Here is a 12,858-nt window from a genome sequence, read left to right on the forward strand (position 1 = left end):
CTCAGCGCTGCGCTGCCGTGATGCCGAGCAGTTCGAGCGGATGGGTCAGGCGCCACCACGGGCTCGGTGCATCGACGTCGTCTGCGAGCGACAGCGACGTCGTCACGGTGTTCAAGGGTCCGGCGCTCGTCATCGTGCCGACCTCGTCGCCCGACTCGCGGTTGTCGCCGAGGGAGAAGTCCGTCGAAGCCTCGGCCGTCGCGCCGTTCCAGAGCACGATGTCGGCATCGGCATCCGTCACCACATCGGTGGTCGCGCCCCACGGAGTCGTCACCGTGCCGACGACGGTGCCGGCCGCGACAGCGGGAGGCAGCTGCTCGAGCGCCGTCTCGACCTGAGCGAACAGCGAACGGGTCTCGGTGAGGCGCTGTGCATCATCGGCCTGGCCGAGTACGGACGCGTAGAGGTGCACCGTCGTGTCGTCGAGCGTGATGACCTTCGCGGTCAGCAGGTTCCAGCTGTCGCCGAGAGTGCCGGTCTTGACGCCGACCACGCCGGGATCCGCCAGCATCCCGTTCGTATTCACCACGGTGCCCGCGCCCGGAAGATCGACAGACGGGGTGCCGACGATGCCGGCGAACACCGGGTTCTGCATCGCCAGCTCGGCCAACGCGACCAGTGACTCGGGCGTGGCCCTGTTGCGATCGTCGAACCCCGACGGGGTCACGATCGTGATGTCGTCGAGGCCGCGGTCGCGCAGCCACACCTCCGCCGCGGCAGTGAACGCCGACGGGGACCCCCAGATCTCCTGGGAGAGACGATCGATGTAGTTGTTCGCCGAACCGAGCAGCGTTCCCTGCAGGAGCTGGAACTCGGTGAGCGTGCCGCCCACGGGCACGTCGAGTGCCGACTGGTCGGAGCGGCGGTAGTCCCAGTACGCCAGGTTGTCTGCCCGGGTGAACGAGAACTCCGGGCCCTGCTCGCCCACGGCGAGGGGCATCCGATCGAGCACCATCAAGCTCGAGACGACCTTCGTGACACTCGCGATCGCCGCGGCATCGAGCGACGACGACATCGTGCCGATGCCGCCGATTCCCACGGCTGCGCTTCCCTGGGCGGGCCAGGTGATGGCGGCTGCGGGCGCGGCGATCGTCGTCAGCTCGACCGCCTGCACGGTCGGCGCAACCTCGTGCAGCGGCCACAGCATGGCCGACCCGACATAGGTGCCGAGCAATCCGACGAGAACGCCGAGCGGGACCAGCACGCCGGGGCGGGTGATCGCCGGGCGCAGGTGCGCTCCGGTCAGAAGTGCGCCGCCGCTCGCCGCGGGAGGGGTGTCATCGAGCGCCTCGGTCGCCGGGTGTCGAGCGACTTCGACCGCGTCGACCCACGTCAGCGGCGTCCCACCGCTCGTGCCCTCGGCCCACTGGGCCTCGGGAGCCGTGTCGGGAGTCGTGTCAGGAGCGAAGATCGCAGCGGCCTCGTCATCCGCATCCGATTCGGGCGCCGCATCCGTCGCGACGGCCGCTGAGACGTCTGCCTCAGGCAGCGCCGCCGCGGAACCGGCAGGCCCCGACGCATCAGCCGCGGAACCGGCAGGCGCTGACGTCTCAGGCACCGACGCATCAGCCGTCGGACCCGCAGGCGCTGACGCATCGGGCGTCGACGCGTCGCCCGCAGGAACGGCGGAGGCGGTGGCCTCGGCGGAATCAGGAGCGGTCACCTCCTCACGGTACCGAACTCCCGCAGAGTTCCGTGTCGCTGCAACAGGAGCAGACGCGAGTGTCGGCACTGGGTAAGATCGTCAGAACAACCACGGGAGTCCGGCGAGCCGGGCTGAGAGGGAGCGAATCGCGCTTCGACCGTCGAACCTGATCTGGGTAATGCCAGCGCAGGGAGGAGTCACTGATGAGTACATCCACGTCCGGATCCACCACGGAATCCGCATCCGTCTCGCGCGCCTCGAAGGGCCTCGGTCGCCCCGAGCTCTGGCGCTGGCGGGTCGTCGACATCGTCGTCGCCAGCGTCATCGCGGTCGCCTGCGCGCTGATCTTCCTGCTCTGGAACGTCGGCTACGAGGTGCCGAGCAGCATCCTGACCCCCCTGCTCCCCGGCGTGCAGGGCCTGCTCGCCGGCCCCTGGCTGATCGCCGGTGTGCTCGGCGGCCTCATCATCCGCAAGCCGGGTGCCGCGCTCTACACCGAGCTGGTCGCCGCGATCATCTCGGCCCTCGTCGGCAACGCGTGGGGTCCGCTCACCATCGTCTCGGGCCTCGTACAGGGACTCGGAGCTGAGCTCATCTTCCTCGTGTTCCTCTACGGAGTCTGGCGTCTGCCCGTCGCGATGCTGGCGGGTGCCGGAGCGGGACTCGCGTGCGGCATCAACGACCGCATCCTCTGGTACGCCGGTGCGGACACGCTCTTCACCACTGTGTACATCGTGTCGACGACCATCTCGGGTGCCGTCATCGCCGGACTCGGCGCGTGGTTGATCGCCCGAGGACTCGCAGCCACGGGCGCCCTCAGCCGGTTCGCCGCCGGCCGCGAGGTCACCGCACGCGTGTGAGCTCGCCCCTGACGCCCGCCACCCTCGAAGCCCGCGGCTGGGGGTGGCGGTACGCGACGCGACTGCGTTGGGCGGTGCGCGACATCGCCCTGCGCATCGAACCCGGCGAGCGGGTGCTGCTGCTGGGTGCCTCGGGCTCCGGCAAGTCGACCCTGCTGCAGGGATTCGGTGGGGTGCTGGGAGGCGCCGACGAGGGCGAGACGCACGGCGGGCTGCTCGTCGACGGCGTTCCGCCCACCGAGGCACGCGGTCGGGTCGGCATGGTTCTGCAGGACCCGGACACCCAGACGATCCTCGCCAGGGTCGGCGACGACGTCGCCTTCGGCTGCGAGAACCTCGGCGTCCCCCGCGACGAGATCTGGGAGCGGGTGCGGGCGGCGCTGGATGCGGTCGAGCTCGACGTCGCACTCGATCGGTCGACGGCGGCGCTGTCGGGCGGTCAGAAGCAGCGTCTCGCACTCGCCGGCGTGCTGGCGATGCGCCCCGGCGCCATCCTGCTCGACGAGCCGACGGCGAATCTCGACCCCGAGGGAGTGCGGGACGTGCGGGATGCCGTCGCCGCCGCCCTCGACGCCACGGGTGCCACCCTCGTGGTGATCGAGCATCGCATCGACGTCTGGCTGCCGCTCGTCACCCGAGTGATCGTGCTCGGCGCCGAACCGGAGGGCACGGTCGTGCTCGCCGATGGCAGCCCGGACGAGGTCCTCGGTGCGCGAGGGGCCGAGCTCGCGGCATCCGGCGTGTGGGTTCCCGGACACCCGCCGGCCGTGCCACCCGCGCCTGCGCGCCCGCCGGGAGAGACCCTGCTCGCAGCGCGCGGCCTCACGGTCGCCCGGAGGCGCGGGCTCGCGGTCGCCGGTCCGTTCGACGTCGACGTGCGCGCCGGCGAGGTGCTCGGCGTGACCGGCGCGAACGGCGCGGGCAAATCGACGCTCGGACTCACGCTCGCGGGACTCATCCCGGCCGAGGGCGGCCGGGTCTCGGCTCTGCCTGCGCTCGCCGCGGGAGAGAACGCCGACCCCATCCGCTGGTCGTCTCGCGCCCTGCTCACCCGCATCGCATCGGTCATGCAGACACCCGAGCACCAGCTGCTCGCCAAGACCGTGCGCGACGAGCTGTCGGTCGGACCGCGGGCGCTCAAGCTCTCCGACGCCGAGATCGCCGCCCGCGTCGACGATCTGCTCGAACGGCTGCGCCTCACCTCGCTGGCCGGCGCCAACCCGTACACGCTGTCGGGAGGGGAGAAGCGGCGGCTCACTGTCGCGGCGGCACTCGCCACACGGCCGCGGATGCTGGTGCTCGACGAGCCCACCTTCGGGCAGGATGCCACGACCTGGGCCGAGCTCGTCGGCCTGATCGCACGCCTGCGCGATGAGGGCACGGCGATCGTGGCGATCAGCCACGACGAGGCCGTGCTGGAGGCCCTGCACGCGCGGCGCCTCGAGGTCGGCGAGGTCGACCGATGATCGATCCGCTGACCGCCCGCGTCGAAAGAACGGGGCCGATCGCCCCCCGCTCAGCCCTGGCGAAGCTCGCCGCCGCACTGTTGATCGCGCTGCCCCTGGTGCTGACGATCGACGTCGTCTCGGCATCCGTCGCCCTGCTGCTCGAGATCCCGCTGCTCCTTCTCGCAGGACTCCGGGCCAAGGAGTTCTGGACCCGCACCGCCGTGCTGTGGATCGCTGCACCGTTGAGCGCAGTCACCATCGCGCTCTACGGCGCGACCAGCGGCACGGTGCACTTCGAGTGGCTGGTCATGCGCGTCAGCGACGGTTCGCTCACCCTCGCCGCCGCGACCGCCGTGCGGGTCCTCGCGATCGGACTGCCCGCCGTGGTGCTCTTCGTCACGGTCGATCCCACCGACCTCGCCGACGACCTGGCACAGCGGGTCAGGCTGCCGGCGCGGTTCGTTGTCGGTGCGCTCGCCGGGATGCGGATGCTGGGCCTGCTCGCCGACGACTGGCGTGCACTGTCACTCGCGCGAAGAGCCCGCGGAGTCGCCGACGAGGGACGCGTGCGCCGAGCGTTCGGCATGGCCTTCGCGCTGTTCGTGCTGGCCATCCGGCGCGGATCCTCGCTGGCCACCGCCATGGAGGCTCGCGGTTTCGGCGGCACCGGCCGACGCTCGTGGGCGCGGGAGTCGAGGTGGGACCGACGCGACACGGCGCTCGTGGTCGTCGCGGCGGTGATCCCGGTGGTCGCGATCACGGTGGCCGTGCTGACGGGGGCCTGGAACTTCATCCTCGGTCCGACCGCCTGAGGCGGCGGGAAGCGGCCGACCCACAGTGCCCATTCAGCTTTCTCATAGCTGAGATGCCGATGTATTCGCTAGCATCTAGTGAACCCAAGGGGAGTACTCCACCACGGGCGGCTCGTCATTACGGATGTCCCTGCATCCCGGGTCCCCGGTTCTCGTCCGCGAGAATGGAGAAGACCTTGGCGTCGACATCGTCACGCCTCGTCTTTTGGAGACCTCCTTGAACATCACGCCTCTCGTGTGGATCATCACGATCGCCGTCACGATCGCCTTCTTCGTGTACGAGTTCTTCGCCCATGTGCGAAAGCCGCATGAGCCCACCATCGGCGAGTCCGCGCGCTGGTCGGCTTTCTACATCGGCCTCGCGCTGCTGTTCGGCGTCGGCATCGGCACCGTGTCCGGCTGGACCTACGGCGGAGAGTACTTCGCCGGGTACCTCACCGAGAAGGCGCTCTCGATCGACAACCTCTTCGTCTTCCTGATCGTGATGACCGGCTTCGCCGTGCCGCGGATCTATCAGCAGAAGGTGCTGATGATCGGCATCGTGATCGCGCTCATCATGCGCGGTGGCTTCATCGCCCTCGGTGCCACGCTGATCGAGAACTTCTCGTGGATCTTCTACCTCTTCGGCGCCCTGCTGCTGTTCCTCGCCTACCGACAGGCGTTCGCGCACGGTGATTCCGACCCGGCCAACGGCCGCTTCATGCGCTTCGTGCGCCGCATCCTGCCGGTGAGCGACGAGTACAACGGCGACCGCCTCACGGTGAAGCGCGACGGCAAGCGCTTCTTCACCCCGATGTTCCTCGTGATCATCGCGATCGGCTTCGTCGACCTGATCTTCGCGGTCGACTCGATCCCCGCGATCTACGGTCTGACCGAAGAGGCGTACATCGTCTTCACGGCCAACGCGTTCGCCCTCATGGGTCTGCGTCAGCTGTACTTCCTCATCGGCGGTCTGCTGCAGCGCCTGGTCTACCTCGCCCAGGGTCTCGCGGTCATCCTCGCCTTCATCGGCGTCAAGCTCGTCATGCACGCCCTGCACGTCAACGAGCTGCCGTTCATCAACGGCGGCGAGCCGCTGCTCTGGGTGCCCGAGATCCCGATCTGGTTCTCTCTGGTCTTCATCGGCGCGACCATCGCCGTCGCCACCATCGCGAGCCTCATGAAGACGCGACGCGACGACAAGCGCGATGCGCTCGACGCGGCATCCTCGCCGGTCGCGGACGACGATGCAGCCGCCGCCGCTTCCGCCAGCTCCACCTCTGCATCCCTCACCACCGACACACAGAAGGAACACTCGTGAACCAGTCGCGCCGCTCAGACGCGTCCGCAGACCCTGACAGACCCGGTGCCCGAATGACCTCGGGCACCCCCGCACCGCTCGAGGTGACCCGCTGATGGGCGACCTCGCGGTGAACATCGCACTGGTGTTCGTGTTCGTCCTCGTCGGCGGCGTGTTCGCCGCCACCGAGATGGCGCTCGTCACCCTGCGCGAGAGTCAGATCAACGCCATCGCGGCTCGCGGCAGGCGGGGAGAGAAGGTAGCGAGTCTGGCTCGCAACCCGAACACCTTCCTCTCTGCGGTGCAGATCGGCGTGACGGTCGCCGGTTTCGCGTCGGCAGCATACGGTGCGACCTCGATCGCCCCGTCGGTCGCGCCGCTGCTCGAGAACCTCGGAGTCGCGGGCCCGCTGGCCCTGACGCTGTCGACCGTGCTGCTGACGCTGGTGATCGCGTACCTCTCGCTCGTGCTGGGCGAGCTCGTGCCCAAGCGCCTCGCGATCCAGCGCAATGCCCAGTTCGCGTATGCCGTCGCGCCGGTGCTCGACGGCTTCGCCACGGTCATGCGCCCCGTCATCTGGCTGCTCTCGGTGTCGACCAACGCGGTGGTGCGCCTGCTCGGCGGCGATCCGAACAAGGCCGCCGACGAGCTCAGCGACGAGGAGCTGCGCGACATCGTCGCGACGCATCAAAGCCTCCCCGACGACGAGCGTCGGATTCTCGACGACGTGCTGTCGCTGCGCGGCCGCCAGGTGAGCGAGGTCATGCGGCCGCGCCCCGAGGTCGTCGCACTCGACGGTGCGGCGACGCTGGCCGAGGCGATCACGCAGGTCAGGGAGCTGCCGTTCTCGCGGTACCCGGTGATCGACGCCTCGCTCGACGACATCGTGGGCTTCGTGCACGTGCGCGACCTCTTCGAAGCCGCGCACGACGACTCGACGCGCGAGGTGCTGGGCCTCATGCGCCCGGTCGAGTACGTGCCGTCGACCGCGGGCGTGCTGCCGACCCTGACCCGCATGCGCGCCGCCGGACACCAGATCGCAGTCGTCGTCGACGAGTACGGCGGCACCGACGGCATCGTGACCCTCGAGGACCTCGTCGAGGAGGTCGTCGGCGAGATCTTCGACGAGTACGACACGGAAGACCGGATGCAGGATGCCGGCGGAGCGCTCGACGGACGCCTGAATCTGCAGGATTTCGCTGAGATCACCGGCATCGCCCTGCCCCGAGGTGCCTCAGACACGGTCGCCGGCTTCGTGATGGAGATGCTCGGACGCCTCGCGGTGGTCGGAGACTCGGTCGAGGTGCCCGGTGCGACGATCCGGGTCACCGCCGTGGACCGCCGGCGGATCGCCGAGATCCGGGTGGTTCTGCACGAGGAGCCGCGGTCGGATGCCGCAGAAGGCGGCACGCGGGCATGAGCGTCAGACCTGAGGCTCATGCCTGAGCCTCAGGTCTCGTTCCAGAGCCGACGGTAGTACTCGAGGCGCTCCCGATCGGGGGCGGCTCCGTAGGCCTCGATGAGCGCGTCCGCCCAGCCGGGACCGAAGTTCCACTCGGTGCTCATCGAGGCGACGGCGATGTCGGCCCAGCGGTCGGCTGTGCCGAGAGCGGCGAGATCGACATGCGCGAGCGGTCGACCGGCGTCGTCGAGCAGGGTGTTGGGCATGCAGGCGTCGCCGTGGCACACGACCAGCCTGTCGACCGGCGGGGGCTCGTGCAGGTCGGCGGGCACGGTGACGCCGCGCTCTGCGGCGTTCGAGATCCGCCACGCAGGGTCCCACGCCCAGGTGCACTGCTCGACGGGCAGCGAGTCGTGCATCGCCCTCAGAGCGGCGCCGACGGCGCGCACCGCGGTCTCGGGGTCGTCGCTCCAGCGGGGATCGACGGCGCTGTGCCCGGGTAGCGCCGCGGTGACGAGCCACTCGTGAGCGTCATCCTCGCCCTGATCGAGCACCTCGGGAACCGGGATCCACTGCCGCGCCCACCGCATCCGCTCTGCCTCGTCGCGCATGTTCGCCTCGGCGTCGTGCGGTCCCCACTTGATGTAGCGCCCGTCGTCAGTGCGGAATGTGAGCCCGCCGATGCCGTTCAGCCACACCGGGGTCAGGCTGGCGCCCGCGGCCAGAGACAGCACGATCGGTGGGATCGCCGTCGTGGCGGAAGGGATGCTCATGGGTCGCTCGCTTCGTGTCTAAACGTATATCGGTATGCACGTATTTTCCCGGTTCTCGGGGGTCATCCGCGGTTAGTCTCAGTCCCGGTCGCCGTCGGCGACCGCATCATCCATCCCACTCGACACACAGAGGTCTTCGTGCGCGTTTCGTCTCGGTCGCAGTGGTGGCGGCGGCACGGCAGCGATGCCGACGCCGCCTCGTCCGCATCCGGGGCCCCCGGGTCGGACGCCGCTCAGACTACCGCCGCCGGGCTGCCGAAGGCTCCGGCGGCGTCGTCGCAGGAATCCGGCGAACGGGATCTCGACCAGTTCGTGGAGTGGATCTGGAGTGGAGACGCTGAGCCATCCGCGCCCGACGGCACCGTCGAGAGCGCACGCATCACCATTGAGGAGCAGTACAACATGAGTTCACTTGACGACGCCCTGCAGCAGCTGTTGGCCATCGAGGGCGCCACCGGCGCCGCGATCGTCGACTACGGCAGCGGCATGGCACTCGCCCAGGGCGGAAACCCTTCGTTCGACCTGGGGATCGCCGCGGCCGGCAACTCCAACGTCGTGCGCGCCAAGCTCGCCACGATGCGAGACCTCGGGGTCACCGACGAGATCGATGACATCCTCATCACCCTGAGCTCGCAGTACCACCTGATCAACGTGCTCAACACGACGGGCGCGAACGGTCTCTTCATCTACCTCGTGCTCAACAGCGCGTCGGCGAACCTCGCGCTCGCACGTCACAAGCTGAAGGGCATCGCCGCGCAGATCGAGGTCTGATCTCGCGAGTCGCTCTGAAGGGGCGGGGCCGGCATGGCTCCGTCCCTTCGGCGTGCGCGGCGTAGGCTCGGGATCGACACTGTCGACGGATGCCACGCTCCTCACGTGTCACCTGAAACTCGGAATCAGCTAAACTGACACTGAGTCGCACACGTTTCGAAGGAGAACCGCATGCAGATCCAGGGCTCGAGTGCTCTCATCACCGGCGGTGCGTCCGGTCTGGGCCTCGCCACCGCACGCACCCTCGCCGCCGCTGGCGCCGTCGTCACGATCCTCGACCTGCCGTCGTCGGCCGGAGCCGAGATCGCCGACGAGCTCGGCGGAGTCTTCGCGGGCGGCGATGTCACGAGCGCCGATGATGCCGCCGCGGCCGTGGCCGCAGCTCAGGCGGCAGCCCCGCTGCGCATCGTGGTCAACTGCGCCGGCATCGCCCCGCCGGCCAAGGTGCTCGATCGTGAGGGCAACCCCGCCGTGCTCGCCGACTTCGAGCGCATCGTGCGCATCAACCTCGTCGGCACCTTCAACGTCCTCTCGCAGGCCTCCGCCGTGATCGCGAAGAACGATCTGACAGACGACGGCGACCGCGGCGTGATCGTGAACACCGCGAGTGTGGCGGCCTTCGACGGTCAGATCGGTCAGCCGGCATACTCGGCCTCGAAGGGCGGCGTGCACGCGATGACCCTTCCGGTCGCTCGCGAGCTCGCCCGCTACGGGATCCGCGTCTGCACCATCGCCCCGGGCATCATGGAGACGCCGATGCTGATGGGCCTCCCGCAGGCCGCGCAGGACTCGCTCGGCCAGCAGGTGCCGTTCCCCTCGCGCCTCGGACGCCCCGACGAATACGCCGCCCTCGTGCAGCAGATCGTCGAGAACGGCTACCTCAACGGCGAGACGATCCGTCTCGACGGTGCCATTCGCATGGCGCCGAAGTAACCCGCAGCCCCCACGCTCCAAGGAGACTCCATGTCACTGGCAGGAAAGACCATCCTCATGTCGGGCGGAAGCCGCGGCATCGGCCTCGCGATCGCGCTGCGCGCAGCCGCCGACGGCGCGAACATCGCGATGCTCGCGAAGACCGACACCCCGCATCCGAAGCTCGAGGGCACGGTGCACTCGGCAGCCGAGCAGATCAGGGCCGCCGGAGGCCAGGCGCTGCCGATCGTGGGCGACGTGCGCGACGACGACGACATCACCGAGGCCGTGATGAAGACGCAGGGCGAGTTCGGCGGCATCGACATCGTCATCAACAACGCGAGCGTCATCGACCTGTCGCGCTCGCTCGACCTCGGCGCGAAGAAGTACGACCTCATGCAGGATGTGAACGTGCGAGGAACCTTCATGCTGTCGCGCGCCGCCGTGCCGATTCTCAAGGACGCCGAGAACCCGCACATCCTGTCGCTGTCGCCGCCGCTGAACCCCACGCCGAAGTGGCTCGGCGCGCACACCGGCTACACCCTCGCGAAGTTCGGCATGACGATGGTCACGCTCGGTCTCGCGGCGGAGTTCGCCCGCGACGGCATCGCCGCGAACGCACTGTGGCCGCGCACGACGATCGCGACCGCCGCAGTGCAGAACCTGCTCGGCGGCGACAAGGTCATGGCCGCGAGCCGCACCCCCGACATCTATGCCGACGCCGCCTACGCGGTGCTGCTCAAGCCCGCGGCCGAGTACACCGGCCAGACGCTGATCGTCGAGGACGTGCTCGAAGCCGACGGCGTCACCGACTTCTCGAAGTACGCCGCCGTGCCCGGAACTCCTGACGACCGGCTGTTCCCGGACATCTTCCTCGATTGACGCCGGGGCGCGAGTCAGAAGAGCAGGTAGACGGCGCCGGCGATCGTCAGGGCGATCACGATGCGGTCGAACAGCACCTGATTCATGCGCTTCGCCAGGCGGATGCCGCCGAGCGCGCCGAGCACGACGAGGGGCGCGAGCACGGCATCCATCAGCAGCACGTGTCGGTCGAACAGGCCGAGTCCTGCGAGGAACGGGATCTTCACGAGGTTGATGATCGCGAAGAACCACGCCGAAGTGCCCAGGAACACCTGCACGGGCGTGCGCGTCGCGAGGAAGTACATCGACATGACGGGTCCGCCGGCGTTCGCGACCATCGTCGTGAACCCGCCGAGCGTGCCGTAGACGCCGGAGAGCACGATGCCGCCGGGCACGGGGGTCACGGCATCCGCCGCCCGGTTCTGCCGCCACCGTCGCCACAGGGTGATGGCGATCATCGCGAGCAGGATCACGCCGATAGCGCGCCGCACGATGCCGTCGCCCGCGATCGCGAGGAACGCGAAGCCCGCCAGGAGTCCTGCGAGCACGGCGGGCGCCAGCCGCAGCAGCGTCGGCCAGTGCGCGTGGCGGCGGTAGGTGATGAGTGCGAACACGTCGCCGACGATGAGCAGCAGGAGCATCGCGGCGGTCGACGTGCGCGCGGGCAGCACGGTCGCGAACAGGGCGATCGCCAGGATGCTGCCGCCCGGCAGCGCCGTCTTCGAGATGCCGATCGTGACCGCGGCGAGGCCGAGCGCGGCCCACGCGAGGGGTGCGAGTTCGATCACATCAGCCGCGGGATGCCGCGAGTGCGGCGGCGAAGCGCGCCGATCGCTGCTCGATGTCGGCCCAGTCCGATGCCGCGAGCGAGGCGCTGTTCGCGAGGTCGCCGCCCGCGCCGACCGCGATTGCACCGGCGCGGAACCACTCGGCGAGGTTGTCGGGGCTGACGCCGCCGGTCGGCATCAGCGGGGCATCGGGGAATGGACCCCGGAGCGCGCCGAGGTACGAGGGGCCGCCGAGCGAGGCGGGGAAGATCTTGACGACGTCGACACCGAGTTCGAGTGCGCCCATGACCTCGGTCGGGGTCATGGCGCCGGTCATCACGACGCGATCCGTGTCGAGCATCGCGCGGGTCAGTGCGGGGAGGGTGCCGGGGCTCACCAGGAACTCCGCGCCGGCGTCGGCGGCGAGTGCGGCCTGCTCGGCAGTGGTGACGGTGCCCGCGCCGATGTAGGCGGCATCGCCGTGGCGTGCGATGAGCTCGCGGATCACGGCGGGTGCGTCCGGTGTCGAGAAGGTGACCTCGATGCCGGTCACGCCGCCGCGGATGATCGCCTCTGACGCCTCGAGCGCGAGCTCAGGAGAGGGCGCGCGGAGCACGGCGAGGACGCCGGTGGCGCGGGCACGGGAGAGACGGTCGGGCATCGGTGCTCCTTCAATGGGGGATCGCATCCATTCTCCCCGACCGCAACCTGTGACTACAGCCGACGCGGGCGCGGCCAGGCCTCGACGACGTCCTTCGACTCCTTGAGCCCGAGACCCGTGTGCTCTCTCACGAGCTTGATCGCGTGGATCTTCTGGTCTGCGGACACGAGGCGGTCGACCTCGGATGAGACGGATGCCGGAAGCGCGCCGCGCACCGACGACGGCGTCGCGGTGATCGACGAGTGCACGGCCGAGGCGTTCGACACGGCCGCGAGATGTGGAGCCGTGGTGCTGACGGACCAGTGGTCGATCCGGTCCTTCGCCTCCTGCAGGCGCACGCCCGTGTGCTGGCGGTAGAGCTTGATGGCGTGGATCTTGTGCCCCGAGGCTACGAGTCGGTCGATCTCGGCGATCGCCGCGGGGGTCAGCTGCGACGCCGAGGCGGTCGACGTCGAGGAGGAGGCCACCGAGCGGGCCATCGTCGGCGACGGGGTGAACACGTGGGGCTCGGGAGACCGGGGACGCATCGACCGCAGTGCTGCGCCGATGATCACCACGCCGACGACGACAGCTGCGATGACCGCGCCGACAGCGATGATGATGTCCATCCGCTCAGTCTAGGGATGCGCGTGCCCCGGCCCCAGGGCCTTCCCACCCGGCACCGCGT

At 69.4% G+C, this 12,858-nt stretch carries 13 protein-coding genes and 1 riboswitch; of the genes, 8 read left to right on the plus strand and 5 right to left on the minus strand.

What is annotated here, in order from left to right; translation table 11 throughout:
• Position 1: 1 nt before the first annotated feature.
• Entirely contained in the window at positions 2-1,663 is a 1,662-nt protein-coding gene (locus ACLKOY_RS13020; protein WP_436453979.1) for a D-alanyl-D-alanine carboxypeptidase, read from the minus strand.
• 82 nt (positions 1,664-1,745) lie between these two features.
• Positions 1,746-1,855, plus strand: a riboswitch (TPP riboswitch).
• Here ACLKOY_RS13020 and ACLKOY_RS13025 point away from each other — a divergent pair.
• The 5 genes from ACLKOY_RS13025 (at position 1,849) to ACLKOY_RS13045 (ending at position 7,464) form a co-directional block, all read left to right on the plus strand.
• On the plus strand, positions 1,849-2,505 hold the full coding sequence (locus ACLKOY_RS13025; protein WP_436453980.1) for an ECF transporter S component: 657 nt from the start codon (positions 1,849-1,851) through the stop codon (positions 2,503-2,505). (Overlaps the previous riboswitch by 7 nt.)
• A complete protein-coding gene (locus ACLKOY_RS13030; protein WP_436453981.1) occupies positions 2,502-3,971 on the plus strand; it encodes an ABC transporter ATP-binding protein in 1,470 nt (489 codons plus the stop codon). Before ACLKOY_RS13025 ends, ACLKOY_RS13030 begins: the two co-directional genes overlap by 4 nt.
• Complete coding sequence (locus tag ACLKOY_RS13035; RefSeq protein WP_436453982.1) at positions 3,968-4,765, plus strand: energy-coupling factor transporter transmembrane component T family protein; 798 nt, start codon at positions 3,968-3,970, stop codon at positions 4,763-4,765. Before ACLKOY_RS13030 ends, ACLKOY_RS13035 begins: the two co-directional genes overlap by 4 nt.
• A 217-nt stretch (positions 4,766-4,982) precedes the next feature.
• Positions 4,983-6,065, plus strand: a complete 1,083-nt coding sequence (locus tag ACLKOY_RS13040; protein ID WP_436453983.1) for a TerC family protein — start codon at positions 4,983-4,985, stop codon at positions 6,063-6,065.
• Positions 6,066-6,159: 94 nt separating this feature from the next.
• The gene (locus tag ACLKOY_RS13045; protein ID WP_436453984.1) at positions 6,160-7,464 is read left to right on the plus strand and encodes a hemolysin family protein; all 1,305 of its coding nucleotides are present in this window, start codon (positions 6,160-6,162) and stop codon (positions 7,462-7,464) included.
• A gap of 29 nt (positions 7,465-7,493) precedes the next feature.
• Here ACLKOY_RS13045 and ACLKOY_RS13050 read toward each other — a convergent pair whose 3' ends face one another.
• Entirely contained in the window at positions 7,494-8,219 is a 726-nt protein-coding gene (locus ACLKOY_RS13050) for a phosphotransferase (protein WP_436453985.1), read from the minus strand.
• 138 nt (positions 8,220-8,357) lie between these two features.
• Here ACLKOY_RS13050 and ACLKOY_RS13055 point away from each other — a divergent pair, with 138 nt between their 5' ends.
• From ACLKOY_RS13055 to ACLKOY_RS13065, 3 genes are all read left to right on the plus strand, one after another.
• Positions 8,358-8,990, plus strand: a complete 633-nt coding sequence (locus ACLKOY_RS13055; RefSeq protein ID WP_436453986.1) for a hypothetical protein — start codon at positions 8,358-8,360, stop codon at positions 8,988-8,990.
• Positions 8,991-9,161: 171 nt separating this feature from the next.
• Positions 9,162-9,923 carry an SDR family NAD(P)-dependent oxidoreductase gene (locus tag ACLKOY_RS13060; protein WP_436453987.1) on the plus strand — a complete coding sequence of 254 codons (762 nt, stop codon included), beginning with the start codon at positions 9,162-9,164 and terminating at the stop codon, positions 9,921-9,923.
• A gap of 30 nt (positions 9,924-9,953) precedes the next feature.
• Entirely contained in the window at positions 9,954-10,784 is an 831-nt protein-coding gene (locus tag ACLKOY_RS13065; protein WP_140038269.1) for an SDR family oxidoreductase, read from the plus strand.
• A 14-nt stretch (positions 10,785-10,798) separates the two neighbouring features.
• Here ACLKOY_RS13065 and ACLKOY_RS13070 read toward each other — a convergent pair whose 3' ends face one another.
• Genes ACLKOY_RS13070 through ACLKOY_RS13080 form a run of 3 tightly spaced genes read right to left on the minus strand, consistent with a single transcriptional unit; the run spans position 10,799 to position 12,799 of the window.
• On the minus strand, positions 10,799-11,551 hold the full coding sequence (locus ACLKOY_RS13070; protein ID WP_436453988.1) for a sulfite exporter TauE/SafE family protein: 753 nt from the start codon (positions 11,549-11,551) through the stop codon (positions 10,799-10,801).
• A gap of 1 nt (position 11,552) precedes the next feature.
• Positions 11,553-12,191 (minus strand): bifunctional 4-hydroxy-2-oxoglutarate aldolase/2-dehydro-3-deoxy-phosphogluconate aldolase, encoded by a 639-nt coding sequence (locus tag ACLKOY_RS13075; protein WP_436453989.1) that lies wholly within the window; start codon positions 12,189-12,191, stop codon positions 11,553-11,555.
• A gap of 53 nt (positions 12,192-12,244) precedes the next feature.
• Entirely contained in the window at positions 12,245-12,799 is a 555-nt protein-coding gene (locus ACLKOY_RS13080; RefSeq protein WP_436453990.1) for a ribosomal protein L7/L12, read from the minus strand.
• Positions 12,800-12,858: the final 59 nt, after the last annotated feature.

Origin of the sequence: Microbacterium sp. K2 (genome assembly GCF_051365005.1) — a bacterium.
Lineage (GTDB): Bacteria > Actinomycetota > Actinomycetes > Actinomycetales > Microbacteriaceae > Microbacterium > Microbacterium foliorum_B.

Excerpts from the sequence above, each read along its gene's own strand:
- ACLKOY_RS13025 (WP_436453980.1), top strand. The coding sequence starts at position 1,849 with ATGAGTACATCCACGTCCGGATCCACCACGGAATCCGCATCCGTCTCG.
- ACLKOY_RS13050 (WP_436453985.1), bottom strand. The coding sequence starts at position 8,219 with ATGAGCATCCCTTCCGCCACGACGGCGATCCCACCGATCGTGCTGTCT.
- ACLKOY_RS13035 (WP_436453982.1), top strand. The coding sequence starts at position 3,968 with ATGATCGATCCGCTGACCGCCCGCGTCGAAAGAACGGGGCCGATCGCC.
- ACLKOY_RS13075 (WP_436453989.1), bottom strand. The coding sequence starts at position 12,191 with ATGCCCGACCGTCTCTCCCGTGCCCGCGCCACCGGCGTCCTCGCCGTG.
- ACLKOY_RS13065 (WP_140038269.1), top strand. The coding sequence starts at position 9,954 with ATGTCACTGGCAGGAAAGACCATCCTCATGTCGGGCGGAAGCCGCGGC.
- ACLKOY_RS13045 (WP_436453984.1), top strand. The coding sequence starts at position 6,160 with ATGGGCGACCTCGCGGTGAACATCGCACTGGTGTTCGTGTTCGTCCTC.
- ACLKOY_RS13080 (WP_436453990.1), bottom strand. The coding sequence starts at position 12,799 with ATGGACATCATCATCGCTGTCGGCGCGGTCATCGCAGCTGTCGTCGTC.
- ACLKOY_RS13060 (WP_436453987.1), top strand. The coding sequence starts at position 9,162 with ATGCAGATCCAGGGCTCGAGTGCTCTCATCACCGGCGGTGCGTCCGGT.